The sequence below is a fragment of the bacterium genome (assembly GCA_026708015.1).
In the GTDB taxonomy this organism is placed as follows: Bacteria; Actinomycetota; Acidimicrobiia; order Acidimicrobiales; family Bin134; genus Poriferisocius.
This window is the reverse complement of the sequence record JAPOVT010000007.1, coordinates 66225-89988: the sequence shown is the minus strand read 5'-3', so window position 1 is coordinate 89988 and position 23764 is coordinate 66225. Positions and strand designations below refer to the sequence as shown.

The following is a 23764-nucleotide window of genomic DNA, read 5'->3' as shown; positions in this document are numbered from 1 at the left end:
ACCGACTAGAACAAGCCGCATAAACCAAGTGACCGGACAACAGGGGGAACCTCAGGGTCGGACTTCAGGGAGTACTTCTGTGCCCCCAACCCCGATAAGACTATCGCCTGTTCCATCGACGGGATCCAGGTGGACGCCCCAGACGTACCGCTTACCGATATCGACGCGCACTTTCACTTCGCCATCCCTGACGACCCAGCAAATCCGCCCGAAGACCCACTATCCCCCGACTATGAGACATCTTTGTGCGGGTTGACGGCCGAGCAGGCTCCCGTCTGCTGGACTTGGGGAGAACAGCGCGACGACGACGGCAACTGGCATTGGTTCTACACCGAGTTGGACGCGCCCCCCGGACCATTCACCAAGATTGAAGGTGACCGATTCACGGTCCGTGAGTTCGGCTTAGGCGCTGGTCGAAAAGTTTACTATCGCCGGTGTGGGTGGCGGGCCAACCAGATCATTGCCTGCTGGAGCTATGACCGAGACTGGAGCTATGACCGAGAGTTCACACGGCTTGGCCCTTCGATCCTAGTCGAGTGGGACGCGCCCGCCGGGCAGTTCACAGAGACCGCCGCGATCGGCTACGAGGCCCCCGACGAAGGACGTTTCGCCGGCACTCAGTGTGGGTTGCGGGCCGACCAGACCGTCGCTTGCTGGCACTGGGTACGCAGCTGGGTCTTGGTCGAGTTGGACGCGCCCGCCGGAGAGTTCACCTCGATCTCCGATGGCGACAGCTCTATTTGTGGGTTGCGGGCCGATCAGACCGTCGCCTGCTGGTACTGGGAACAAGGAGATTGGGACGAGCAGAGGCACGCCTACCTCAGGAGCTTGGTCGAGTTGGACGCGCCCGCCGGGCAGTTCACCTAGATCACCGATGGCGACAGCTCTTTTTCAGAATACTGCCCCAAGTACCGGGGGCAGGTCGTCGCTCGGTTTGCCAGCGATGGTTGCTCGGCTCGGATAGCGTCTCGGACCTTGGGCATGGCCAGTCTCTCCTGGGCTCCACCGTGGGCTGATCAGGCCACTGACATGCCGCCGTCGATCACGATGGCGGCACCGGTGGTCCACGACGACTCGTCGGAGGCCAGGTGCAGGGCGAGTTGGGCGATGTCGGTGGTGGTGCCCAAGCGGCCGATGGGATGGCGAATCACGGCGGCTTCGATCATCTCGTCGACGGTGGCATCTTCCGGCGCATTGGCGGTGGCTGAGAACCCGCCCCGCTTCTCGTAGGTGGCCCGCACCAGGGGAGTGGGCACCGTGCCTGGGCAGATGGCGTTGACCCGGATGTTGTCGGGGCCGTAGTCCACCGCCATCTGCCGGGTGAGGCCGATCACCCCGGCCTTGGCCGCGGCATAGGCGGCGATGCCCGGCACGCCGATCACCCCGCCGACGCTGGCCTGGAGCACCAACGACCCGCCGCCGGCTTCGATGAGGTGGGGAATGGCGAACTTGACCGCCAGCCACTTGCCGGTAAGGTTCACCCCGATCACCCGGTTCCATTCCTCGAGGCTGAGGTCGCCGGCTCGGCCGGGACCGTCCACCCCGGCGTTGGAGTAAACCGCGTCGATGCCGCCGAATGCGGATGCAGCCTGTTCGGTCATGGCTTGGCAGTCGTCGGGTTGGGTCACGTCCACCCCCAGGCTGATGGCCTGGTCGCCGATCTCGGCCGCAGTGGCCGCAGCAGCGTCGTCGTTGATGTCGGCGCACATCACCAGCGCCCCCTCGGCGGCGAACAACTGGGCCGCAGCCTTGCCGATGCCCGAGCCCGCCCCGGTCACGATGGTTCTTTTGCCTGTCAGTCTTCCGGTCACGGCGGGGAACCCTACTAGCGTCTCGGCATGGCTCAGGAGTTGGTGCTCGACGCGGGGGACGTCCAAGAGGAGTTCTTCGGCCGGGGGTGGACCGACGGACTGCCAGTGGTTCCGCCCACGCCGGAGCGGGTCCAGGCCATGCTCGACCATGCCGGGGTGGGGGCGGGCGACATCGTGGGCAATGTGCCCGAGCGGTCCCGGGAGGTGACCGCGGAGAAGGCGGCCGTCAACGCAGTGATGGCCGGCTGCCGCCCTGAGTACTTCCCGGTGGTGCTGGCCGGGTTGTCGGCCATGTTCGATCCCCGGTTCGGGTGCCACACGGTGGTGACCAGCACTGGCGGCGCTGCGCTGTGTGCGGTGGTGAGCGGGCCGCTGGTGGCCGAACTGGGGTTCAACACCGGCCGCAATGCTCTGGGTCCGGGCTATCGGGCCAACGCCACGGTGGGGCGGGCTTTGCGGCTGGTGGCCATGAACGTGCTGGGGGCCCGGTCGGACACTCTCGACGGATCATCACTGGGTCACCCCGGCAAGTACACGATGCTGGTGGCCGAGGAGACCCAGCCGCAGGGTTGGCCACCGCTGCGGGTGGAGCTGGGATATGGCGAAAACGACACCACAGTGACCATGTTCCCCTCCGAGAGCCCCCATCAGGTGGCCAACCACCTCAACGGCGATCCCGAGGGCGTTCTGTTGACCTTTGCCGCCGCCATGACCGGCCCGGCCACCTATGCGGTGGCTAAGAAGCACCAGGTGTTGCTGGTGATCGGCCCCGAGCACCGCCAGATTCTGGCCGAGGCGGGCTGGACCAAGCCGATGGTGCGGGAGTTCTTAGCCGACCACAGCAGGGTGACCCCCGAGCACCTGGCGGCGGGCGGGGTCTTACAGGAGTTCACCGCCCAAAACGACATGACCCCCGACGCCGACGGCAAACTCAACACGGTTCGAGGCCCCGACGACATCTTCCTGGTTACTGCGGGCAGCGCGGGAGCGGGCTGGTCGGCCTACATCCCCAACTGGGCGCCGGTTGTGCATTCGGTGGCCGTTACCCGAAAGGTGGCCGCGCCCGGCGACGGGCTACCCTTGGCGTGAGGGAGGAGTTCTCGTGTCGTCAGTAACGGTGTTGTCGCCGGTCTACGAAGAAGCCCAAGTTGACCCGGTCGCAATGGCGCATCGCCAGACGCCCACCGAGCCCGTGGTCATCGGGGTGATCGACAACGCCAAGAACAACGCCAAAGAGCTGCTCACCTACCTGGCCGAGGAGCTGCGGGATCGCCTCCCGGTGGCCGACATCGTGGTTCACTCCAAGTCGGCCGCGGGCAAGCCCATCGACGCCGACGATGCCGAGATGCTGGCCGCCCGCTCCCACCTCATCATCTCCGGCCTGGGCGATTGAGGCGCCTGCACCGCGTGCAGTCTGCACGACGCCGTTCACATGGAATCCCGCGGCATCCCCTCGATGCTGCTGATCACCGAGCCGTTTGAGCCGGTGGTCGAGTCGTTCGCCCCCACCGTGGGCATGGCCACCTACCCCGCGGTCACCGTCCCCCACCCCGTCTCCACCCTCGACGACGAGTCCCTCCAAAAGCTGGCCACCACCATCATCGACGAAGCCGTTAGCCGGTTGACCGGCGCTTAGTCCACCCCGGTATAGTGGACGGTGGAGCTGGGGGGACTCGAACCCCCACGGAATCCACTTTGGAGGCGGTCCGTGCACCATGCCAGCCCCACCAAATTGGGATCGTACCGATCTCATGGAACAGCGTCGAGTCACATGATTCGACGCTGTTCTAGTTATAACGCATTGAAATTCAATGAAAGGTACTATTTCCAGGGGTCGCGGAGGAAGGCTTCGAACTGGGTGGCGAGGTCGTCGCCGGTGGGGAGGAGGTCGTCGGCCTCGTCGATCTGCTGTTCGAGTTGGGCGACGTAGTTCTTGAGGTCGTCGTCGCCGGCTACCGCAGAGTCAACTCGCTCGCGCCAGGCGGCGGCGGCCTCGTCGAGCTCGGCATGGTCGGTGATGATGCCGGTGATCAACTCGAACCGCTTGAGCAACGATCGGGTGGCTTCGGGGTTGGGCGGTCCAGGAACGTAGTGGGGCACCGATACCCGCAGGGAGATGACCGGGATGCGGGCTTGGTCCAGAGCGTCGTGGAGGGCGCCCACCAGTCCGGTGGGGCCCTCATAGGTGGGGCGGCCCAAGCCGAACATGCGGGCCAACTCGGCGTTGGTGGAGCTGCCGACGACGCCAAGGGGTCGCGTGTGGGGGGCGAGGCCCACCATGGCCCCGAGCGTGACCACCAGGCCGGCTTGGCACTCGGTGGCCACCTCAACCAGGTAATCGGCGAAGGTTCTCCACCGCAGGTGGGGCTCCACGCCGTCCACCACCACAAGGGGGTGTTTGGCGCCGAAACGCTCCACTGCATCCACCTGGGTTGACGGCCAGTCGATGACCCGCCTGCCATTGTCATCCAAACGGACCTCGGGGCGTCGGTCTTGGAAGTTGAAGAAGCCCTCAGGGTCGATCTGAGCCAGCGGTTCGACGCTGTTGGCACTTTCTTTCATCGACCGAACCGCAGTGGTGGCCGCATCGGCGGCGTCGAACAGACCCTCCAGGGCCACCACCATGACCGGGTTGGATTGGGAGGGTTGGTCGACCAGCCATTCCATTTCCACCGCCATAGTCCAAGACTCGCACCGGCACGGCGGTGGGGCAAGCCGGAAAACGGTAAGACAAACTGGTTTTATGGAGAGGCTCGGCGTGTTCGACTTGAGCGGGCGAGTGGCGTGCATCACCGGGGCGGCTAGCGGCATCGGCGAAGCAACCGCGGAGACGCTGGCCGCGGCGGGGGCTGCGGTGGTACTGGGCGACATCGACGGCGACGGGGCAGCCCGAACCCGGGACCGCATTGTTGACGGCGGCGGCCGGGCGATGGCCCAATCAGTGGATACCACCCGGGCCGAGCAGGTGAGCGCGCTGGTGGCCGCGGCCACAGACGAATTCGGACGGCTGGATGTGATGGCCAACGTGGCTGGGGTGGGCAGCTACGGCGATGCGGTGGACGTGACCGAGGCCGAGCTCGACCGGGTGCTGGCCATCAACTTCAAGGGAGTGTTCTTCGGCTGCCAAGCGGCCATGCGGGTCATGGTTCCCCAAGGGTCGGGTTCGATCATCAATGTGTCGGCCACTGCCATCAACACTCCAGTGGGCGGTTTATCGGTGTACGCCGCCACTAAAGCGGCGGTGGCGATGCTCACCCAGTCGCTGGCCGTGGAGGCGGGGCCTAGCGGAGTTCGGGTCAACACCATCGCCCCCGGGTTCACGCTCACCAATTTTGTAGGCGGCCATCTGCGGGATTCTGAGGGCAATGTCGACGCTGTGGAGATGGACAGCTACCTCAAGCTGATGCGGGACCGATCTCCGCTGGCCGAGGTGTGCGAGGCGTCTGACCAGGCCAATCTCATCTGGTTCTTGGCTTCCGACGCCTCCCGCTATGTGACCGGTCAAATCCTGCGGGCCAACGCCGGCCAGAGCATCACCTGGTAGCCAGTCCTGATGAGTCCAATGCGCACGGTCCAGTTGCGGGCCAACGGGACTGAGTACGCCGCCGAAGCCGAGACCCGCACCACGCTGGCCGACTTCTTGCGCCGCCAGTGCGGGCTCACCGGCACCCACTTGGGGTGCGAGCACGGGGTGTGCGGGACGTGCACGGTACTAGTGGACGGCGCCGCGGTGCGGTCATGCCTCATCCTGGCCGTACAAGCTGACGGCTGCGAGGTGTCCACCATCGAGGGCCTGGTCGACACGACAGACCCCGGCAACCCGGTGCTGGGCCCGGTGCAGCAGGCGTTTGCCGACGCCATGAGCTTTCAATGCGGCTTCTGCACGCCGGGCATCATCATGTCCACCGTGGCCTGGCTGGCCGATCGGCCCGTCGGCGCCGCCGAGCCCACAGACGGGGAAATCCGGGAGTTCTTGGCCGGCACCCTGTGCCGCTGCACCGGCTACACCAGCATCGTGGAGGGCGTCCGCCTGGCCGCTCAGCGCTCCTCTTCAGGCGGGCCGTAGCCGCCTCCGCCCGGTGTGGCGATCTCTAGCCGGTCGCCGGGCTGCACCTCGGTGCGGAACACGCCGGGATAGTTCTCCACGGTGCCGTCCGCCCGCAGGACACGGTTGACTCCGACCTCGCCGGGCCAGCCTCCCTTGATGCCGTAAGGGGCGATGTCCCGCCGAGATGACAGCACGTTGAGGCTCATGGGCTCCTCGAATCGGGTACGCCGCACCACGCCGTCGCCGCCCTGACGTTGGCCCGCGCCCCCGCTGCCCCGACGGATAGCAAAGTCCTCCACCACCACGGGATGGCGCTGCTCCAACACCTCGGGGTCGGTGAGCCGGGCGTTGGTCATACCGGTGTGGACGGCGTCGCAGCCGTGGCGCCGGGCGGTGGCCCCGGCACCGCCGCACACGGTCTCGTAGTACTGGTGGCGTTCGTTGCCCCATATCACGTTGTTCATGGTTCCCTGTGAGGCGGCCACTGAGCCCACGGCGCCGAACAGGGTGTCCACGATGAGCTGGGAGGTTTCCACATTGCCGGCGAATACTGCGGCGGGCTCCACCGGGCTGATCATGCTGGGTGACGGCATAATCAGCTCCACCGGCTCCAGGCAGCCGCTGTTGAGCGGGATGTTGTCGTCCACCAAACAGCGCAGCACGTACAGCACCGCGGCCCGACACACCGGTTGGGGAGCGTTGAAGTTCCCCGGGTGCTGGTCGCTGGTGCCGGTGAAGTCGACGGTCAGCGCACGGCGGTCGTGATCGACCCGTAAGGCCACCGACACCTGGGCGCCGTCGTCAAAGCTGGCGGCAAACGAGGCGTCTTCCAAGCGGTCGATCAAGCGGCGGACTGATTCGGCGGCGTTGGCTCGGACATGGTCCATGTAGGCGTGGACTGTGGCCAAGCTGTAGTAGTCGATCACCCCACCCAGGGAGACGGCCCCCTTCTGGCAGGCGGCCAGCTGCGCCTTGATGTCGGCGAGGTTGGTGTCGGGGTTGCGGGCTGGCCATTCGGCGCCGGTGAGCATGGCCCGAATCTCCGATTCTTGGAACCGCCCAGTTCGGGCCAGCACCTCGCCGTCGAACAGCACTCCCTCTTCGGCGATGTTGGACGCATGGGCCGGGGCTGATCCGGGGACACTGCCGCCGATGTCGGCGTGGTGACCTCGGGACGCGGTGAAGAACAAAACCTCGACACCGTCGGCATCGAACACCGGCATGACCACGGTTACATCGGGCAGATGGGTGCCGCCGTTGTAGGGGGCGTTGGTGATGAAGGCGTCGCCGGGCGCCATGTTTGGATGGCGGGCGATGATGGCTTTGACCGCCATGTCCATCGACCCCAGATGCACCGGCATGTGGGGGGCGTTGGCGATCAGCTCGCCGTTGGGGTCGAAGATGGCGCAGGAGAAGTCCAGTCGCTCCTTGATGTTCACCGAAGCGGCGGTGTTCTCCAGGGCCACCCCCATCTGTTCGGCCACGTTCATGAAGAGGTTGTTGAAGATCTCCAGCATCACCGGGTCGGCGTGGGTGCCCACCGCGGCCTCTGGTCGGGGCACGACCCGGTTCAACACCAGTTCGCCGCCGGGGGCAACCGCTGCGGCCCAGCCCGGCTCCACCACCGTGGTGGAGTGGGGGTCCACGACGACCGCGGGACCGTCCACGGCTGCGCCAGAGACCAGATCGGCCCGGTCGTAGAAGGGGGTGTCGAGGGTCTGCCCCTCGAAACTGGCCAGGTGGCGGGCCCGGGGGGCGGGATCGTCGGAAGGCCCTGGGGCAGCCGCGGCAGGCTGGTCGGCCAGGGTCTCCGAGAGGCCGCGGCGGCCGATGGCCTCAACTTGGATCGACTCCAGCACGATCGGCGTCTCGGGGGAGGCGAATCCGAAGCGGGTCCGGTGCAGATTCTCGAAGGCGGTGATCACCGGCAAGTAGTCGTCGGCGGTGACTTCGAGCGCGGTGTCGGATCCCTCGTAGCGCAGGAAGTAGCCGGCCTCGATGTGGATCTGCGAGTGGGCTAGGTCGGCGCCCACCTCGGTGTAGGCCGCGGCGGCCAATTCGCCAATTTCGTGGGCGATCGTCGTCAGCAACTCTTCGGTGAGCGGCTGGCCCACCGCCCGCTCGGTTACCGAACGCACGTCGGCTAGGCCGATGCCCAGCGCCGAGAGCACGCCGGCGTGAGGATGGATCAACACGGTGGACATGCCCAACTCGTCGGCCACCCGGCAGGCGTGTTGGCCCCCGGCCCCTCCGAAGCAGGCCAGCGTGTAGGCGCTCACGTCATGGCCCTGCTGCACCGAGATGGTCTTGATGGCGTTGGCCATGTTCTGAACCGCCACATCCAAGAACCCCTTGGCAGCTCTCTCTGGGGTCCACGGCTGTCCGGTGGCGTCGGTGATGGCCGCGGCCAGATTGGCGAACGCGGTCTGGGCCGCGGCGGTGTCGAGAGGCTGGTCGCCGCCGGTGCCGAACACCGCCGGGAAGTGGTCAGGGTGCAGGCGGCCGAGGACGACATTGGCGTCGGTCACGGTGAGAGGACCGCCGTTGCCGTAGCAGGCCGGGCCGGGCTCGGCCCCGGCCGAGTCAGGACCCACCCGGAAGCGGCTGCCGCCGAAGGAAAGGATCGACCCTCCGCCGGCAGCCACGGTGTGGATCAGGATCATGGGCGCTCGCACACGGACACCGGCAACGACGGCGTCGGTGGTGCGCTCGAAACGGCCGTCGTAGTGCGACACATCGGTAGAAGTGCCGCCCATGTCGAAGCCGATCAGCCGGCCGTGCCCCGCGGCCTCCCCGGTGCGGGCCATGCCCACGACCCCGCCGGCCGGGCCGGACAGCAACGCGTCCTTGCCCCGGAAGTGATGGGGGTGGGCCAGGCCTCCATTGGACTGCATGAACAGGAGCGATGTGTCGAGTTGGTCTTGCACGGTCTGGATGTGACGGTGCAGTACCGGGGTCAGGTAGGCGTCGGCCACCGTGGTGTCACCTCGGGGCACGATGCGGATGAGCGGGTTGACCTGGTGGCTGGCTGAGATGTGCTCGAAACCCACTTGGGCGGCGACTTCCACCAGGCGGGCTTCGTGCTCGGGGTAGCGGTAGCCGTGCAGCAGCACGATGGCGGCCGATCGCAGTCCGGCCTGGTAAGTCGCCGCCAGTTGTCGGCGGGCGTCGTCCTCGTCTAGGGGTCGCTCCACGGTGCCGTCGGCCCGTACCCGCTCACTCACTGCCACAACCTGGCTGTACACCATGTCGGGCAGCACGATGTCGAGGGCGAAAAGGTCGGGCCGGGTTTGGTAGCCGATGCGAAGGGCGTCGGCGAAACCCTTGGTGGTGATCAGAACAGTGGGCTCGCCCTGACGTTCCAGCAAGGCGTTGGTGGCCACCGTGGTGCCCATCTTCACCTCGGCCACCTGGTCCGACGGGATGGGGTGGCCGGGGGCCAGCTCCAGCAGGGTCCGGATGGCCTCTACCGCGGCGTCGCGATACCGGTGGCTCTTCGACAGCAGCTTGGAGGTAACGATCTCCCCGTCGGGCTGCTGGGCCACCACATCGGTGAACGTGCCCCCCCGATCAATCCAGAAGCGCCAGCCCTGTGATGTTGTATCAACCATGATCGGCTATCCCGAGAGCTCTTTGGCCACCCGGTCGGCTACTGCCATGGCGTCGGCGATGGCCTCGTCCTGGTTGATGTAGCGATAGGTGGCCAGCCGCCCGGCGAAGTACACCGGGATGTCGAAGCAGCCGGCGATCTTGTCGGCCAACTCGGCGTTGCGGCGCTCGTTGGTGCCGTCGGCAGTCAGCACCGGGTAGTGGCGCCGGGGAGCGCCGGGCATCTCCTCGCTGACCACCGTGCCCCCGATCTGCTGTCCGGTGGCATGCTTGGTCTCCACCGTGCGGGTGTGGGGCACCCGCATCGACGGGCGATTGGTTACATAGGCCGGGGTGACAACACCGCCGGGTTCATCGGTGGCGTGGTGTTGGGACACCATCTCGATGCCCCGCCACTCCAGCTCGCCGGGGCAGCGGGCGAAGTCGTCCAGCGCCGCGGTGATGACCACCGCGTCGTAGTCTTGGCCGAGGCGGTCGGCGTCGTCGGTGGTGATCTCGGTGTTCAGCGTGACCGCCACGGTGGACAGCACCGACTCGATTACCTCGTTGATGCCGTTGGGAGGGAAATACTGCCAGCGGTCTCGGAACAGTCCTCGGTGGCCGTCATCGCGCAGCTCCACCCGCTTGGGGGCGAATCGGGCTGACAGCTCGATGGCCGGTCGGCCCCATTGCTTGGCGGTGTAATCCCGGATGAAGAGGTCGTAGAGGGTGCGGCCCATCATCGAGACCACGTAGTCCTCGAAGTTGTCGCCGGTGGGCTGCGAAGGGAGGGAGGCCAGCTCACGCTCCACCGTCGGCCAAATGGGCAGTTCTCTCAGCTCTGAGACTTGGGGAGGCCACGACAGCAGGCGGCTCTCATGGTCGTCATCGTCGGGCGACAGATGCACCTCGGTGAGCACCTTGTGGTCGTAGGGCCGGGTGAGGCCGTGGGCGTTTACGAACTCATTCACCGCCTCGTTTGATGTGTGAAAGATGTGGGCGCCGTTGGGCTCGTACACCACCCCGTTCATGGTCTCGGCCCGAGAGTGTCCGCCCACCACTCTGGTCTTCTCCATCACCTCCACGGCGAATCCAGCATCGGTAAGCAGGCGTCCGGCCACCGCCCCGGTCCACCCGGCTCCCACGACGGCAATCCGTCGCCTCTTCACAGCAACTGCCGATCCTGAGCGATTTGGGGACACGCCTCTATTTTGGCCAGCAATTGGGAGGTTGGCTCAGCCAGGGGTGGGCGGATGTGCTACCTCTGCACCTGCGGCCTTGTCGGCGACTGCCGTCGGCATGCCAATGCCGAGAAACCCTTCAATGCGGGCTAACCGCTGTCCGTTCGCTGCTAGTCCCGTCTGGAGCTTGTCGGTGGCTTGGCTGAAGTCGTCGCGGAGCTTGTCGGTGGCTTGGCTGAAGTCGTCGCGGAGCTTGTCGGTAGACCGTTGCTGATGCCAGATGATGGCGAGCACGGCCAACGCCATTGTCGCCATCTGAGCGATCACCTCAATGCTCATGTTTTGACCCTAGCTACCGTCATTCCAGATTGCAACCCAATAAATGGAAATTACATGAAATATATAGTGACTCTTTGGTGAAGAGGGCTGTAGGCAAGCGGGACCAGAAACTCCAGTCGGGCGTCTCAGGTACGGTAGGGGAGTTGGGCTCAGTGGCCCGGAAAACGACGATAGCGCAGGGGTATAGCGATGTTGGATTGTGTTATTCGGGGCGGGACGGTAGTCGATGGCACTGGGGCACCGGCTCGGGTGGCCGACGTTGGTGTTCGAGACGGGCGCATAGTGTCCATCGGCCGGTTGGATGAGGCGGCAAGCCAGGTGATCAACGCCGACGGGTTGGCGGTGGCCCCGGGGTTTATCGACGTCCACACCCACTACGACGCCCAAGTACTGTGGGATCCCCACCTCACTCCGTCGTCCTTGCACGGGATCACCACCGCCATTGGCGGGAACTGCGGTTTCACCATTGCGCCGATGGTCCCCGACGAGGCCGACTACGTCATGAGGATGCTGGCTCGGGTGGAGGGTATGCCCACCGAGTCGCTGGAGGCGGGGCTGGACTTCGGGTGGTCGTCATTCGGTTCGTGGCTGGATCGGCTGGAAGGCAACGGGCTGGGGGTCAACGCCGGGTTCCTCGTGGGCCACAGCACGGTGCGCCGCTTGGTCATGGGGTCGGCATCGGTGAGCGAGACAGCCACCGACGAGCAGATTGAGGCCATGAAGGCGCTGCTGGGCCAGAGCCTGGCCGAGGGAGGACTGGGGTTTTCCTCCACCAAGGCGGCAGCCCACAACGACCACCACGGCGATCCAGTGCCGTCGCGGGCGGCCACCGACGCCGAGTTGGTGGCGCTGGCCGGAGTGTGCCGGGATCACCCTGGCACCACCCTGGAGCTCATCCCCAGCATCGACCCGATCTGGGTGCCGGAGGTCTACGAACTGATGACGGCCATGGTGCTGGCCGCCGACCGGCCTCTGAACTGGAACCTGTTCAACGTGCGGCCCGGCGAGGACGCTTACCTGGAGAATCGCCTGGGTTCCGCCGACCACGCCCGACAGCGGGGCGCCGCCGTGGTTGGGCTAATGCTGCCCGATGTAATGCAGATGCGGTTGAACTTCGCCACCGGCGTGCTGTTCGACACCCTGCCCGACTGGGCCGAGATCATGCACCTTGACCCGGCGGCCAAAACCGAGGCCCTGACCCGCCCCGAAGTGCGGCAGCGGCTGCTCGACGGTGCGGCCCAGGCTCCGCATCGCACTTGGGTGCTGTGGGCCGAAACCACAGTGGTAGACGTGTCCTCTCCCTTGCTGGAGGCGCTGGTGGGCCGTAACGTCGGCGAACTGGCTGCCGAGCGGGACCAGCATCCTTTCGACGTGATGTGCGACATTGCCCTGGAAGACGAACTGATGACCGGGTTCGGGCCACCGGTGGTGGGTGATGACGACGAGTCGTGGAAAATTCGGGCCGAGATGCTGCGCGACCCCCGGGTGCTGGCCGGCGGTTCCGACGCCGGGGCCCATTTGGACATGATGATGACTTGGGGCTGCTCCTCGGCCCTGGTGGGCGACACGGTGCGGGATCGGGGACTGTTGAGCCTGGAGCAGGCGGTGAACCTGGTGACCGACCGCCCCGCCCGCCACTACGGCCTGCGGGGCCGGGGACGGCTGGCTGAGGGCTGGTTCGCCGACATCGTGGTGTTCGACCCCGCCCGCCTGACCAAGGCTCCGGTGACCACCGCTTGGGACATGCCTGGCGGAGGGTGGCGGTTGACCGGCGGTGCTGAGGGCATCGAGCACGTCTTGGTCAACGGCGTGGAGACCCAGAGGGCCGGAGTCCTCACCGAAGCCCGACCCGGTACCGTGATCCGGTCAGGTCGCGACACCGACACCGTGACCGCCGCTGGTCCCTGATCTCCTCAAACTGCCTCGCCCCATTCGCAGGGGGACCACTAGAAAGAGCGGGTGATCGAAGGTCCTGATTGGCGGGTGCCGCGCTCGGTGCAGGCGCTGGGATATCGGGACTATCGGCTGTATTGGACCACCAGCGTGGTGTCCAACATCGGGTCGATGATGTATCTGGCCGCCATCGGTTGGCTAGTGGAGGACATCACCGACGATCCCTGGAAGGTGACGGTGGCGGCCACCGTCGGACTCGTGCCCTTGCTGATAATGAGCCCGTTCGGGGGATCGCTGGCCGACCGCTACAGCCGCACCCGCCTGTTCTTGGCCACGGTGGTCGGTCAGATGGTGGTGGCGATGGCCCTGGCCTGGGTGGTCCAGATCGACGCCGAGACGTTTTGGGTGCTGGTGGCATTCTCGTTCGGCGGGGGCGCCACCGCGTCGGTGGGAGCACCGGTGCAGCAGGCCATTGTGGTGGAACTCGTACCCGGCGGGGTCATGCGCAATGCCGTCTTCTTGAATTCCACCCAGTGGAACATCTCCCGGGCAGTAGGCCCCATGCTGGGCGGGTGGCTCATCCAGTTCTTTGGAGCGGCGTCGGCATTCTGGTTCAATGCGGCCAGCTTCACCGTGCTCGTCATAGGTCTGAGCTTCTTGCCGCCCCGGCCCCCGCCGGGGGCATCCTCGAGCCAGGGATTTCTGGCTGACTTCCTATCGGGGTTCCGCTATGCCAGCGGCATAGAGGGCATCCGAGTGGTGATGCTGGCCAGCTTCATGTTGGCCGCGGCCATATCCCCCACCCAGTGGCTGGCTCCCGTGATCGCCGACGACGCCTTCGGCGTGGATGCCGCCGGCTTTGGCGTGCTGCTGGGCGCGTTCGGGGTCGGATCGCTGGTCGGTGCGGTGCTGCTGCTCCAATTCGACCCGAATACGCCGTATAGCCGCCTTGTGGCCATCGGGATGGCTGCGGTGGCGGCGTTCACCCTGGTGTTGGCGGTGGTGCCGACCTTTGCCCTGGGAGTAGTGGCCATGGGCGGGGTGGGCTTGGCCTTCATGGTGACCATGCCCACCCTCACCAGTGCGCTGCAAAGCCAATGCGATGATGCCTATCGGGGCCGGGTGATGAGCCTGTGGATGATGCTGTTCGGCCTGGCTGCGCCGGCGAGCATCCTGGTGCAAGGAGGCATAGCCAGCGTCATCGGCATCCGCTGGGTGTTGGTCATCACCGCCATCGCGGTGGCCGCCTACCTGGCCAGCCAACTCACCCGCGGCAGTCTCCGCCACCTCGACACCACCGGCTGAGCACGCCGACGGCCCCACTTGGTCTAGGAGGCTCATCCCAGCAGGCTAGCTGTCGATACCTTCCAAGATTTGGGCCAGCCAGGCGTCGGTGCGGTCGTTGGCAGCCTGGGTCATCTTGGTGGGGATCGCGGTGAATCCGTGTCCCGGAACTCGATGTCGCCCAGAGCGACCTGCGACGGCGTGCCGCTCACGTCGAACACCCCGAATACCAGGTTGGCCCCGGCCAAAGTCCTGCCGGTGAGCAGGGGTGCCGAGCTATGTGGATGGTCACGGCTCATGTATCGGACTGGGAGGGCAGGCCAACCTTGCTGAGATGCTTCATGGTACTGTGCGGTCGATCAGCTAGGGGGTAGATTGTGACGGCACTTGAGCTTTGGCGGGAGTTTCTTATGCGGGTCCATTTCCTCCGCCATCACATCGGCGGCAGATGGGTGTTCTGCCTCTTCGGTGATGCCGGTCGGGCTTATGTTGATCGACTGCTGGCTGATGTGCCTTGTCCGGGGTGCAGCCCTGATTACAACCCGCCTCCTCTTCCAGAGGCTGTGGCTCTGGAGCCTAACTTGTATTGCTCTACCTGCTGGGATGTCTTCTCAAGACTCGGAGAACGACACGAGATCGCTCCCTAGCGAGTCGAGGTCCCGGGCTTGAGCCAAGCCCTCGGGGGTCGACAGGTCGTTGACCATCGAGTCGAACGAGAACTTCGACAAGATGTCCAAGGCTTCGGGGACGTATTCGTCGAGGGCCGGGGCGCAAAGCTGGCTCAAATCCATGAGGTGGTTCTAACATCCTCCCGACTCCCGAGAACAGAAAAAGGGGAAAGCCGTGTCGAGTTCTGGTTCGATTCTGGGAAATTCAGTTGTCCGCCGTGAGGATCCGGGGCTGTTGACCGGCGCGGAGCGCTACTACGACGACTTCACCCCTGAGGGCACCGCCTACGTCACCTTTGTGCGCTCGCCGATGGCCCACGCCACCATCGAGTCGGTGGACACCAGCGAGGCCGAGGCCATGGACGGCGTGCTGGCGGTGTACACCGGCGAGAACATCGGCCTGCCGGCCACGGCCGGATTCCCTATGCTCCCGGTGTTCGAGCGTCCGCAGATCGCCGGCGACCGGGTGCTGTTCGTGGGCGACATCGTGGCTGCGGTGGTCACCGAGACCCGTGAGCAGGGCATGGACGCCGCTGAAGCGGTGTTCGTGGACTACGACCCGCTGCCGGCCAACGCCGACCCCGAGAAGGCACTGGCCGAAGGCGCCGAGGTGCTCTGGCCCCAGAACGAGGGCGGTAACCTGGCCTTCCACACCGAACTGGGCGAAGACGACGGTTTGGCCGAGGCGGCCCATGTGGCCGAAGTGAAGATGGAGAGCCAGCGGCTGGCCGCGGTGCCCATGGAGCCCAACGGGATTCTGGTAGAGCCCGGCACCCCCGAAGGCGGGATGACCGTGATCTTCCCCAGCCAGGCACCCATCGGCCTCAAGGACGGGTTCGCCGGCCTGTTCGGTCTCGACGGCGACAACGTGCGGTTGATCGCCCCGGCGGTGGGCGGCGGTTTCGGGGCCAAGTCCGGCCTGTATCCCGAATACCTGGTGGCAGCCAAGGCCGCCCTGGAGCTGGGTCGCCCAGTGAAGTGGACCGAGTCGCGCTCTGAAGACATGGTGTCGCTGGTGCAGGGCCGGGGCCACATCTTCACCGCCAAGATGGGGTTCGACAGCGATGGCCGCATCACCGGGTTGAATCTGCACTGCTTGGCCGACTCCGGGGCCTATCCGGCCATCGGCAGCTTTTTGCCCGTACTCACCCAGACCATGGCCCAGGGCGTGTACCAGATTCCCAAGGTCCGGTTCGTGGCCGACGCGGTGGTGACCAACACCACGCAGATCGCTGCCTACCGGGGAGCGGGCCGTCCCGAGGCCACTCAGATCTTGGAGCGGGTGCTGGATGTGGGCGCCGACGAGCTGGGCATCGACCCCGCCGAGATCCGGCGGCGCAACTTAATCGGCGCCGACCAGTTCCCGTACGCCACCGTGACCGGCGCCAACTACGACTCCGGCGAGTACGAGAAGGCCCTGGACGCCGCCCTGGAAGCCTCAGGCTACGCCGATCTGCGGGCCGAGCAGGCCGCCCGGCGGGATTCGGGAGACTCCAAGCTGCTGGGCGTCGGGGTTTCTTCGTATGTGGAGATCACCGCGCCGTTGGGCCTGCACACCGAATACGGCCGGGTAGACGTGTTGAGCGACGGCACCGCGGAAGTGCGGGTGGGCACCAGCGCCCATGGCCAGGGCCATGAGACCGCCTTCTCGATGATCGTCAGCGATCTATTGGGCGTGCCCATGGAGAGCATCAAGCTCATCCAGTCGGACACCGACGAGATTCCCCGGGGCGCGGGCACCATGGGCTCCCGCTCGCTTCAGACCGCGGGCAGCGCGGTGTACAAGGCCAGCGAAGAAGTACTGACTCAGGCCAAGGAGCTGGCCGCCCAGCAACTCGAGGCCAGCGCCGATGACATCGTGGTGGGAGATGGCGGCCTGCACGTGGCCGGTGTGCCCGCCCAGTCGGCGTCGTGGGCCGATCTGGCCTCGGCGGCCGAGGGCGGGGCGATCACCCACGAGCTCGACTTCGACCAGGGCGGGGCCACCTTCCCGTTCGGTGCCCACGTGGCCGTGGTGGAGGTGGACACCGAGACCGGCGGCGTGGAGCTGCTGCGCCATGTGGCGGTGGACGACTGCGGCACTATCTTGAACCCGCTGCTGGTGGCCGGCCAGCAACACGGGGGCGTGGCCCAGGGCGCGGCTCAGGCGCTGTTCGAGTGGGTGCAGTACGACGAGGACGCCAATCCCCGCACCGCCAACCTGGCCGACTATCTCATGCCCAGCGCGGCCGAGCTGCCCAGCTTCGAGGTGAGCAACACCGAGACGGCCAGCCCGATGAATCCGCTGGGGGCCAAGGGCATCGGCGAGTCGGGCACCATCGGCTCGACCCCCGCCATCCACAACGCTGTGGTCGACGCCGTGTCGCACCTGGGTGTGTCCCACATCGAGATGCCCACCACCCCCGAGCGCATCTGGCAGGCTTTGGCCGCCAGCTAACCCGCCACCGGCCCCAGGCCGGGCTCAGTCGAAATCCAGGCCTAAGAGCTTGATGGCGTTGCCGCGGGCGATCTTGTAGACCGACTCGGCGTCGAGGTGGCCGAACAGGCGGGTGGCCACCTCTTTGGTGTTGGGCCAGGTGCCGTCGGTGTGGGGGTAGTCGGTCTCGAAGGTGATGTTGTCGATCCCCACCCGGTCGAGCATGTCCATGCCCACGCTGTCCTTGAAGAAACAGCCGTACACCTGGCGGTAGTAGTAGAACGACGGCGGCTCGGGGATGTTGCTCTTGGCCCCGCTCCAGCCGGCGTGGGTCACCCACACGTCGTCGGCCCGCTCCAGGGCGTAGGGAATCCACCCTATCTGGGCCTCGGCGTACATCAGCTTGAGGTCGGGATAGCGGTGCAGCACCCCGGAATAGAGGAAGTCGACCAGTGAGGCCGCACTGTTGCAGAAGATCAGCGAGGCGGTAACCGCATCGGGGGCGTCGTCGGCGGGAGAAACGGTGCGGGTGCCCGACCCGATGTGCATGCACACCACCGTGCCGGTCTCGGCGCAGGCAGAGAAGAACGGATCCCAGTAGCCCGAGTGGATGCTGGGCAGGCCCAGCCAGGTGGGCAGCTCGCTGAACGCCACCGCCCGCACCCTCCGCTCAGCGTTGCGGTAGATCTCGGCGGCGGCCAGATCGGCGTCCCACAGAGGCACCAGGCACAGCGGGATGAGCCGCCCGCCGGAGTCGCCGCACCACTCCTCCACCATCCAGTCGTTGTAGGCCTTCACACACAGAAGCGACAGTTCTTTGTCCTGGCGCTCGTTGAACAGCTGCCCGCAGAACCGGGGGTAGTTGGGGAAGCACAGCGAGGCGTCGGTGTGGTTCATCTCCATGTCGGCCACCCGGGCCTTGGGCTGCCAGCAGCCGGGGCGCATCTCGTCGTAGGTGATGCCGTCGGTGGACACCTCGTCATAGGGGTAGCCGGCCGCAGCGATGAGCCGCTTGATGGAGTAGGTGTGGTCTTCGTACCGCCACCAAGCCACGTTGCGGCCCTCGGTGCCGGGGCGCTCCCGGTAGGTGCCGCCATCGAGCACCACCTCGCCTTGGGGCAGATACTCGATGCGGGGGCCGATGTCGCGGTATTTGGCCGGCAGCCGGCTCGACCACAGCTCGGGAGGCTCCACCACGTGGTCGTCCACGCTGATGATGCGGGGCATCTCGGTGCCAGCAGGGGATTCAGTCGAAGACTCGGCGGTCATGGTCATGCGGTGGCTCCGGCCGACTCCGCCGCCTGCACTGCGGCCAGCACGTCGTCGACGAACTCGGGAACCAGTACATCGAGTTGCGCTTTGTTGAACGCCCGCTGGTGGATCACATCGGCGCCCTTATAGGCCAGCAGATCGGCGATCTGGTCGATGCAGTTGCCCGGATACCACTTGTAGGTGGCGAAGGCGGCCACCGGCTTGTGGTGCAGCGACGGCAGGGTCATCAGTTTGGCCGTGCCGCCGGGGCGGTGCCCGAACAGCACCAGCCCGTCCACCCAAGTGCCCACCGCCAGCAGGTCGGCCTCGGCGATCTCGGTGAGCTTGATCCCATGCACCGGGCGAACCGATACCTCGTAGCCGGCCTGGCGCAGCTCCCCGCCGATCATCTCCGCTGCTCGCTGGGTGTTCCCCGTGCGGCTCTCAAAGATCACCACTGCCTTCACTGCTGAATCCTCATTGCTGGAACCTCACGGGTTGACTTCTAGCAGCTAAGTCTCTCAAGTGCCACGATGGTGGGATGGGCAAGTACGGGTACTATGTGATCGACAGCGGTTCCCCAACTTGCGGTTGGGGGTCATGGAGGCTGGGTGCGGCTGGCTGCCGTTCTGGCTGGAGTGCTTGGACGAGGAGTACGAGCTGATGCCCGACCAGGCTCCCATCTTGGATCGCAAGCCGTCGGAGTACTTCTTGTCGGGGCGGTGCTTTGTGGGGGTGGAGTCCACCGAGTCGGCCCTGCCCTACGTGATGGACCAGGTGGGCGACGACATCTTGTGCTACTCCTCGGACTACTGCCACTGGGACTGCGACTTCCCCCACTCGGTGAAGCTGCTGGTGGAGCGCGACGAGCGAAAGCGCAATATCCTGACCGACAACCCGGCCCGGCTGTTCGGGATCCCGGTTCCCTAACTGCCCCAGGTACGACAATTGGTACTATCTTCATCTGACAATTAGTATTATATCTATCGGAAATATGGTACTAAAAGGGTGCGAAAATTAGGATAAGTTCCTTCTGCAAACTGGTATCGTGTTTCCAATGCCCCCTACTAGCAGCTACCACCCCCGGATGGTCGACCCGCTTCTAGCGGAAATCTTGGGCGAGTTCCCAGCAGTGATGCTGGTAGGGCCGCGAGCTGTCGGGAAATCCACAACCGCCAAGAGGTATGCCGCCAGCGTGGTTCGGTTGGACAGACCAAACGAGGCGGCCATCTTCGAGGCCGACCCTGATGCGGCACTGCAAGGTTTGCCAGAGCCGATACTGCTAGACGAATGGCAGGAGGTGCCCGCTGTTCTCGGAGCAGTCAAGCGGGCAGTGGACAGCGAACGGCGACCCGGCCGATTTTTGCTCACCGGGTCGGTGTACGCAGATCTGCAAGGTCAGACTTGGCCAGGCACTGGTCGGGTTATACGAATCAAGATGCAACCTCTTACTGTTGCCGAGCAGTTTGGTCGGGCCACAAAGCCCTTCCTGGATCGAGTAGCAGAAGGCGACGACTTGCTCGTGCCGCCCGACCCACCCGACATCCTCGGCTATGCCGACCTAGCCCTGCGAGGCGGCTTCCCCGAAGCAGTGATTGCTCGAACGCCCCAACTCCGCTCCCGATGGATGCAGAGCTATCTGGGGCAGATGTTCACCCGTGATCCAGAGGCTATTGGGCCGAGCCCCGATCCCGTCCGCTTGCGTAGATTCTTTGAGGCCTATGCCTTGAATGCCGGCGGCATTGCCACCGACAAGACGATCTACGATGCCGCAGACGTCAACTCCAAGACAGCCGCCGCCTACAAGCGACTCTTTGAAAACCTGCTGGTTATCGATGAGTTGCCGGCGTGGACGTCCAACAGGCTCAAGCGGTTGACGCTGGCTTCGAAGCGGAGCGTGGTGGATTCAGCGCTTTGGGCCTCGGCGCTCCAGATCGACCAAGCCGCAGTGCGAAGCGACGGCGGCCTGCTCGGGCGGCTGCTCGACATCTTCGTCACTGCTCAACTCCGAGCTGAGGTGGAAACCGCAGCGAACAGGCCCCGCCTCTACCACCTACGCCTAGAACGTGGAGAACGTGAAGTCGACGTGGTTGCCGAACTCGATGCCAGAAGAATTGTCGGCATCGAGATCAAAGCGACGAGCGCCCCCAACGCCAGAGACGCTCGCCACCTCGCCTGGTTGCGGGACCAACTAGGCGACCGGTTCGTCGCCGGAGTGGTGCTGCATACTGGCCCACGGCCGTTCAAACTTGACGACGGCATAATCGCGGCCCCGATCTGCACCCTTTGGGCATAACGGGCGCGCAGTTTGGCGCGTATCCGCAGGTGACAGGTTTCTCAATGAGATATCCCTCGACAGCGTTATCCCAGGTAGGCTACCTATCCGCGCGGCCTCTAAGGGTCATCAACAATTCGCTGTTGGAGCCATTTTTCATCCAGAGTTGGATGGTCTTTCAGAGTGACCCGGGTGTGCGGCCTATAGCGCAAGCGGTCTTTCGCTTCCCATTCCATGAGTGAGCAGAGTATCGGCTAGTCGCGACACAGCGCCTTAGTCAGTCCTCGGGCCGAACCAGTCGGGTAAGTCCACTGGGGGGTGGGGGAGTGGGGTGATGCCCCGCTCTTCAAGGATGGAGGCGTATTCGGCTTTGTCGGCGGGGGCGGGGCGGGAGTCGCCGAAGTAGATCTCCAGGATTTCGGCGCCCTCGTCACCCACCTTGATGGGCCCGAAGGTGGCCAGGTGGGGGAGCTTGATGAGGGTTCCAGCCCGGCACACCTCCTCGTCGAAGGTGACTTCGCCGTCGATGACGAAGATGAAGTGGTCGCTGTTGTGGCCGTGGCGCTCCAGCACCAGTCCGGGGTCGTAGCGGGTGTGGTACACCGCCCGTTCCTGGGTCAGCTCCATGAGCTTCAGCCACACCGACACCCGGCGGCCGTCGGCGTGCTGCTGGGACTTGACCTCGGCGAAGTCCATGTCCTCGGCGTGGATGTACGACACCTGGGGCTGAGTCTCTGTCATCGGCGTGCTCCTTTGGGACTCGGGTCTCGCAGGGAGATCACCGGAACATCTTCAGCGCTGTGCTGTCTGAGGTGTCCTCGGGGCGGGCGCCGTCGTCGGATTCAACCGGGTTCAGCTCGTCGGGCGGGGTGAGGGCCAGGCTGACGGGGGAGTCCAACTCAAACGGGTCGTGCAGGCCCAGCTCGTCGCCCATGTCCCGCAGCGCGGGCAGCACCTCGGTGCCCATGAGCTCGATGCACCGCAGGGAGTCGTCGTGGGTGACGCCGCCGTCGTTGCCCCACAGCATGAGGATCGACGGGCGACAGGTCTCCAGCACCACCCGCAGCTCGGCGATCACCTCGTCGGGGGTTCCGGCCACGATCTCGCGGGCGGCCAACTGCTTCTCGAACGAAGCGGCCCGTGAGCCCCGGACCTCGGCATTGGCCATCTTGGCGTAGTCCAGCCGGCGGGCCGACGACCCGTATCCCGAGGGGCTCACCCAATAGGGGTGGCCGATGCCGGTGAACTCGCCCTGCATCCACATGAACTCTCGGGCGTTCTCTCGGGCCTTGTCGCCGTCTTCCTGCACGTGGACCCGCAGCAGATAGCCCCGGTTTTCCGGGCCGGCCTCGTACCCCACCGCCCGGGCGGCCTGGTCGTAGATCTGCCACAGTTCGCCGGTGAGGTGCAGGGGGGTGTTGAGCGAGATGTAGGGGTAGCGGTGCTGGGCCGCCCAGCGGATGGTCTCGGCGCTGAACACGCCGGGCACCCAGATGCGGGGGTGGGGCTTTTGCAGCACCCGGGCCCAGGGGTTGACCACCCGGTACTGGAAGTGCTCGCCCTCCCAGGAGAACGGCCCGTCGTCGGTCATGGTCTTCACCAGCAGATCGTGGGCCTCGTTGAACCGCTCCCGGTTGTAGGCCGGGTTGGCGTTGAGGCACACCGACTCCTGCCCTGCGCCCCGCACGATGCCCGAAATCAGCCGGCCTTTGGAGATCATGTCGATCATGGCGATCTCCTCGGCGAACATGAGCGGGCTGTCGTAGGTGGGCAGCGGGTTGCCGAGCTGCACGATCTTGGCTCTCTCGGTGATGGCGGCCAGGATGCTCGACATCACCGTGATGCGGGCCTGCATGCAGAACGGGGCGTTGTGGTGCTCGTTCACCATGATCCCGTCGAAGCCCACCTGCTCGGCCAGTTTGTACTCCTCGATGCGCTCGTTGAACAGGCGGCTGCCCTCTTCGGGGTCGTAGTACTTGTTGGAGAACATCACCGAGGTGAAGCCCTCCTTCAGGCCCTCCTCGGCCGGGTAGGCGCTCATGGGCTGCTCGGTGAAATACGACAAGAACATCAGCTAGCTCCTCCGGTGATTTGTGCGGTGCCTGCCGATTTGGCGGTGCCGCTCGTGATGATGGCGGCGAGGGATTCGGGGGCTTCGAGGTCGACGGCGTGGCCGCAGTCGGGGACAACTTCCAATCGGGCGTCGGGCAGGGCCTCGACGAAGGCGTGGGCGCATTCAATCGGTACCACGGCGTCGTTGTCGCCCCACACCACTAGAGCGGGCACGTTCACTCCGCCCAGCAGAGGCCGCAGCCGGCGGTTGTACATGTATGGCTTCCACGCCACCCGGGTGGTCATCTCCCGGTTCATGTCCCAGATGACCAGGGTGTCGTCACTCATGGGAAGCTCGTCGGGGCTATCGCCGTTGCTTGAGAAGATGGCGTCGTAGGCTTCCGGTCGGGAAAAGGCGGCCTGCACATAGTTGGAGTGCGACACCAAGAACTGGTCATAGATGCGGCCTTGTTCGGGTAGCAGCCCGGCCGCGCCCACCAAGATGAGCCGCTTGAGCAGTTCCGGGGCCATGGTGGCCAACTCGGCCGCCACCCAACCGCCGAACCCGCAGCCCACCAGCACCACCGGGCCGAGGTCTTTGGCCCGCAGCCACTGGCCCACCAGCAGGGCCAAGTCGCGGGGATGGCGGGCCCAATCGGGCCGCTCCGACCCTTCGGTGCCGCCGTAGCCCGGCAAGTCCAGCGCGTGCACCGTGTAGTGGTCAGCTAGGGCCTCGTGGACCGGCATCCACCCCGGGTTCCCGAACGAGTGGTGCAGAATCACCAGCGGGTCTCCCGACCCCCCGGTGAATTCCCGCATCCCCAGCCCGGCAACGGTTGTCGTGACGGTTTGCATCGCCATGACGCTATACCGGCTAGGTCCGGCCATGACCCGCTAACCTCACAAGGAATCCTGTTGCAATTCGATAGTTGGCGAATATAAGATAATTTCAGATAAT

The 23764-nt window shown here is 65.5% G+C and carries 23 protein-coding genes and 1 tRNA gene; 11 read left to right on the top strand and 13 right to left on the bottom strand.

Going from position 1 to position 23764, the window contains the following annotated elements; all coding sequences use genetic code 11:
• Positions 1 to 129 precede the first annotated feature (129 nt).
• On the top strand, positions 130 to 867 hold the full coding sequence (locus OXG30_02385; GenBank protein MCY4133749.1) for a hypothetical protein: 738 nt from the start codon (positions 130 to 132) through the stop codon (positions 865 to 867).
• A gap of 149 nt (positions 868 to 1016) precedes the next feature.
• Here the strand turns inward: OXG30_02385 and OXG30_02380 are convergent, their stop codons facing one another.
• Positions 1017 to 1811 (bottom strand): SDR family NAD(P)-dependent oxidoreductase, encoded by a 795-nt coding sequence (locus OXG30_02380; GenBank protein ID MCY4133748.1) that lies wholly within the window; start codon positions 1809 to 1811, stop codon positions 1017 to 1019.
• A gap of 27 nt (positions 1812 to 1838) precedes the next feature.
• Between OXG30_02380 and OXG30_02375 the strand changes: the two genes are divergently transcribed.
• Genes OXG30_02375 through OXG30_02365 form a run of 3 tightly spaced genes read left to right on the top strand, consistent with a single transcriptional unit; the run spans position 1839 to position 3447 of the window.
• Entirely contained in the window at positions 1839 to 2900 is a 1062-nt protein-coding gene (locus OXG30_02375) for a hypothetical protein (protein MCY4133747.1), read from the top strand.
• A 13-nt stretch (positions 2901 to 2913) separates the two neighbouring features.
• Positions 2914 to 3204 carry a hypothetical protein gene (locus OXG30_02370; protein MCY4133746.1) on the top strand — a complete coding sequence of 97 codons (291 nt, stop codon included), beginning with the start codon at positions 2914 to 2916 and terminating at the stop codon, positions 3202 to 3204.
• Positions 3205 to 3243: 39 nt separating this feature from the next.
• Complete coding sequence (locus tag OXG30_02365; GenBank protein ID MCY4133745.1) at positions 3244 to 3447, top strand: hypothetical protein; 204 nt, start codon at positions 3244 to 3246, stop codon at positions 3445 to 3447.
• Positions 3448 to 3469: 22 nt separating this feature from the next.
• Here OXG30_02365 and OXG30_02360 read toward each other — a convergent pair.
• Both OXG30_02360 and OXG30_02355 read right to left on the bottom strand, forming a co-directional pair.
• A tRNA-OTHER gene (locus OXG30_02360) sits at positions 3470 to 3537 on the bottom strand.
• A gap of 95 nt (positions 3538 to 3632) precedes the next feature.
• Positions 3633 to 4490 carry a PAC2 family protein gene (locus tag OXG30_02355; protein MCY4133744.1) on the bottom strand — a complete coding sequence of 286 codons (858 nt, stop codon included), beginning with the start codon at positions 4488 to 4490 and terminating at the stop codon, positions 3633 to 3635.
• A gap of 64 nt (positions 4491 to 4554) precedes the next feature.
• Between OXG30_02355 and OXG30_02350 the strand changes: the two genes are divergently transcribed.
• Together OXG30_02350 and OXG30_02345 are read left to right on the top strand one after the other, a co-directional pair.
• Positions 4555 to 5355 carry an SDR family oxidoreductase gene (locus tag OXG30_02350; GenBank protein ID MCY4133743.1) on the top strand — a complete coding sequence of 267 codons (801 nt, stop codon included), beginning with the start codon at positions 4555 to 4557 and terminating at the stop codon, positions 5353 to 5355.
• A 9-nt stretch (positions 5356 to 5364) separates the two neighbouring features.
• Complete coding sequence (locus OXG30_02345) at positions 5365 to 5877, top strand: (2Fe-2S)-binding protein (protein ID MCY4133742.1); 513 nt, start codon at positions 5365 to 5367, stop codon at positions 5875 to 5877.
• Here OXG30_02345 and OXG30_02340 read toward each other — a convergent pair.
• The 3 genes from OXG30_02340 to OXG30_02330 all read right to left on the bottom strand — a co-directional run bounded on the left by OXG30_02340 (position 5850) and on the right by OXG30_02330 (position 10967).
• Positions 5850 to 9470: a hydantoinase B/oxoprolinase family protein gene (locus OXG30_02340; GenBank protein MCY4133741.1), complete on the bottom strand. Its 3621-nt coding sequence runs from the start codon at positions 9468 to 9470 to the stop codon at positions 5850 to 5852. The genes OXG30_02345 and OXG30_02340 overlap by 28 nt on opposite strands.
• 6 nt (positions 9471 to 9476) lie before the next feature.
• A complete protein-coding gene (locus OXG30_02335; protein ID MCY4133740.1) occupies positions 9477 to 10616 on the bottom strand; it encodes an NAD(P)-binding protein in 1140 nt (379 codons plus the stop codon).
• A gap of 66 nt (positions 10617 to 10682) precedes the next feature.
• The gene (locus tag OXG30_02330) at positions 10683 to 10967 is read right to left on the bottom strand and encodes a hypothetical protein (GenBank protein MCY4133739.1); all 285 of its coding nucleotides are present in this window, start codon (positions 10965 to 10967) and stop codon (positions 10683 to 10685) included.
• A gap of 189 nt (positions 10968 to 11156) precedes the next feature.
• Here OXG30_02330 and OXG30_02325 point away from each other — a divergent pair, with 189 nt between their 5' ends.
• Both OXG30_02325 and OXG30_02320 read left to right on the top strand, forming a co-directional pair.
• A complete protein-coding gene (locus OXG30_02325) occupies positions 11157 to 12875 on the top strand; it encodes an amidohydrolase family protein (protein ID MCY4133738.1) in 1719 nt (572 codons plus the stop codon).
• A gap of 51 nt (positions 12876 to 12926) precedes the next feature.
• On the top strand, positions 12927 to 14165 hold the full coding sequence (locus OXG30_02320) for an MFS transporter (protein MCY4133737.1): 1239 nt from the start codon (positions 12927 to 12929) through the stop codon (positions 14163 to 14165).
• Between the two features lie 110 nt (positions 14166 to 14275).
• On the opposite strand, the gene OXG30_02315 is transcribed toward OXG30_02320, so the two are convergent.
• Both OXG30_02315 and OXG30_02310 read right to left on the bottom strand, forming a co-directional pair.
• Positions 14276 to 14443, bottom strand: coding sequence for a hypothetical protein (locus OXG30_02315; GenBank protein MCY4133736.1), 168 nt, complete (start codon positions 14441 to 14443; stop codon positions 14276 to 14278).
• A 312-nt stretch (positions 14444 to 14755) separates the two neighbouring features.
• Positions 14756 to 14935, bottom strand: a complete 180-nt coding sequence (locus OXG30_02310) for a hypothetical protein (GenBank protein ID MCY4133735.1) — start codon at positions 14933 to 14935, stop codon at positions 14756 to 14758.
• A gap of 52 nt (positions 14936 to 14987) precedes the next feature.
• Between OXG30_02310 and OXG30_02305 the strand changes: the two genes are divergently transcribed.
• A complete protein-coding gene (locus tag OXG30_02305; protein MCY4133734.1) occupies positions 14988 to 17249 on the top strand; it encodes a xanthine dehydrogenase family protein molybdopterin-binding subunit in 2262 nt (753 codons plus the stop codon).
• Between the two features lie 24 nt (positions 17250 to 17273).
• On the opposite strand, the gene OXG30_02300 is transcribed toward OXG30_02305, so the two are convergent.
• Positions 17274 to 18503, bottom strand: a complete 1230-nt coding sequence (locus OXG30_02300; GenBank protein ID MCY4133733.1) for an amidohydrolase family protein — start codon at positions 18501 to 18503, stop codon at positions 17274 to 17276.
• Positions 18500 to 18946: a flavodoxin family protein gene (locus OXG30_02295; protein ID MCY4133732.1), complete on the bottom strand. Its 447-nt coding sequence runs from the start codon at positions 18944 to 18946 to the stop codon at positions 18500 to 18502. The genes OXG30_02300 and OXG30_02295 overlap by 4 nt, the downstream gene beginning before the upstream one ends.
• A 58-nt stretch (positions 18947 to 19004) precedes the next feature.
• On the opposite strand from OXG30_02295, the gene OXG30_02290 reads away from it, so the two are divergent.
• Together OXG30_02290 and OXG30_02285 are read left to right on the top strand one after the other, a co-directional pair.
• Positions 19005 to 19409, top strand: coding sequence for an amidohydrolase family protein (locus OXG30_02290; GenBank protein ID MCY4133731.1), 405 nt, complete (start codon positions 19005 to 19007; stop codon positions 19407 to 19409).
• A 157-nt stretch (positions 19410 to 19566) separates the two neighbouring features.
• Positions 19567 to 20775: a DUF4143 domain-containing protein gene (locus OXG30_02285; protein MCY4133730.1), complete on the top strand. Its 1209-nt coding sequence runs from the start codon at positions 19567 to 19569 to the stop codon at positions 20773 to 20775.
• A 252-nt stretch (positions 20776 to 21027) separates the two neighbouring features.
• Here OXG30_02285 and OXG30_02280 read toward each other — a convergent pair whose 3' ends face one another.
• Genes OXG30_02280 through OXG30_02270 form a run of 3 tightly spaced genes read right to left on the bottom strand, consistent with a single transcriptional unit; the run spans position 21028 to position 23661 of the window.
• Complete coding sequence (locus OXG30_02280) at positions 21028 to 21495, bottom strand: cupin domain-containing protein (protein ID MCY4133729.1); 468 nt, start codon at positions 21493 to 21495, stop codon at positions 21028 to 21030.
• Positions 21496 to 21532: 37 nt separating this feature from the next.
• Positions 21533 to 22825: an LLM class flavin-dependent oxidoreductase gene (locus tag OXG30_02275; protein MCY4133728.1), complete on the bottom strand. Its 1293-nt coding sequence runs from the start codon at positions 22823 to 22825 to the stop codon at positions 21533 to 21535.
• Positions 22825 to 23661, bottom strand: coding sequence for an alpha/beta hydrolase (locus OXG30_02270; protein ID MCY4133727.1), 837 nt, complete (start codon positions 23659 to 23661; stop codon positions 22825 to 22827). Before OXG30_02270 ends, OXG30_02275 begins: the two co-directional genes overlap by 1 nt.
• Between the last annotated feature and the right edge of the window lie 103 nt (positions 23662 to 23764).

Excerpts from the sequence above, each read along its gene's own strand:
- OXG30_02375 (MCY4133747.1), top strand. The coding sequence starts at position 1,839 with ATGGCTCAGGAGTTGGTGCTCGACGCGGGGGACGTCCAAGAGGAGTTC.
- OXG30_02365 (MCY4133745.1), top strand. The coding sequence starts at position 3,244 with ATGGAATCCCGCGGCATCCCCTCGATGCTGCTGATCACCGAGCCGTTT.
- OXG30_02355 (MCY4133744.1), bottom strand. The coding sequence starts at position 4,490 with ATGGCGGTGGAAATGGAATGGCTGGTCGACCAACCCTCCCAATCCAAC.
- OXG30_02350 (MCY4133743.1), top strand. The coding sequence starts at position 4,555 with ATGGAGAGGCTCGGCGTGTTCGACTTGAGCGGGCGAGTGGCGTGCATC.
- OXG30_02345 (MCY4133742.1), top strand. The coding sequence starts at position 5,365 with ATGAGTCCAATGCGCACGGTCCAGTTGCGGGCCAACGGGACTGAGTAC.
- OXG30_02340 (MCY4133741.1), bottom strand. The coding sequence starts at position 9,470 with ATGGTTGATACAACATCACAGGGCTGGCGCTTCTGGATTGATCGGGGG.
- OXG30_02330 (MCY4133739.1), bottom strand. The coding sequence starts at position 10,967 with ATGAGCATTGAGGTGATCGCTCAGATGGCGACAATGGCGTTGGCCGTG.
- OXG30_02325 (MCY4133738.1), top strand. The coding sequence starts at position 11,157 with ATGTTGGATTGTGTTATTCGGGGCGGGACGGTAGTCGATGGCACTGGG.
- OXG30_02315 (MCY4133736.1), bottom strand. The coding sequence starts at position 14,443 with ATGAGCCGTGACCATCCACATAGCTCGGCACCCCTGCTCACCGGCAGG.
- OXG30_02310 (MCY4133735.1), bottom strand. The coding sequence starts at position 14,935 with ATGGATTTGAGCCAGCTTTGCGCCCCGGCCCTCGACGAATACGTCCCC.
- OXG30_02300 (MCY4133733.1), bottom strand. The coding sequence starts at position 18,503 with ATGACCATGACCGCCGAGTCTTCGACTGAATCCCCTGCTGGCACCGAG.
- OXG30_02285 (MCY4133730.1), top strand. The coding sequence starts at position 19,567 with ATGGTCGACCCGCTTCTAGCGGAAATCTTGGGCGAGTTCCCAGCAGTG.
- OXG30_02280 (MCY4133729.1), bottom strand. The coding sequence starts at position 21,495 with ATGACAGAGACTCAGCCCCAGGTGTCGTACATCCACGCCGAGGACATG.
- OXG30_02275 (MCY4133728.1), bottom strand. The coding sequence starts at position 22,825 with ATGTTCTTGTCGTATTTCACCGAGCAGCCCATGAGCGCCTACCCGGCC.
- OXG30_02270 (MCY4133727.1), bottom strand. The coding sequence starts at position 23,661 with ATGCAAACCGTCACGACAACCGTTGCCGGGCTGGGGATGCGGGAATTC.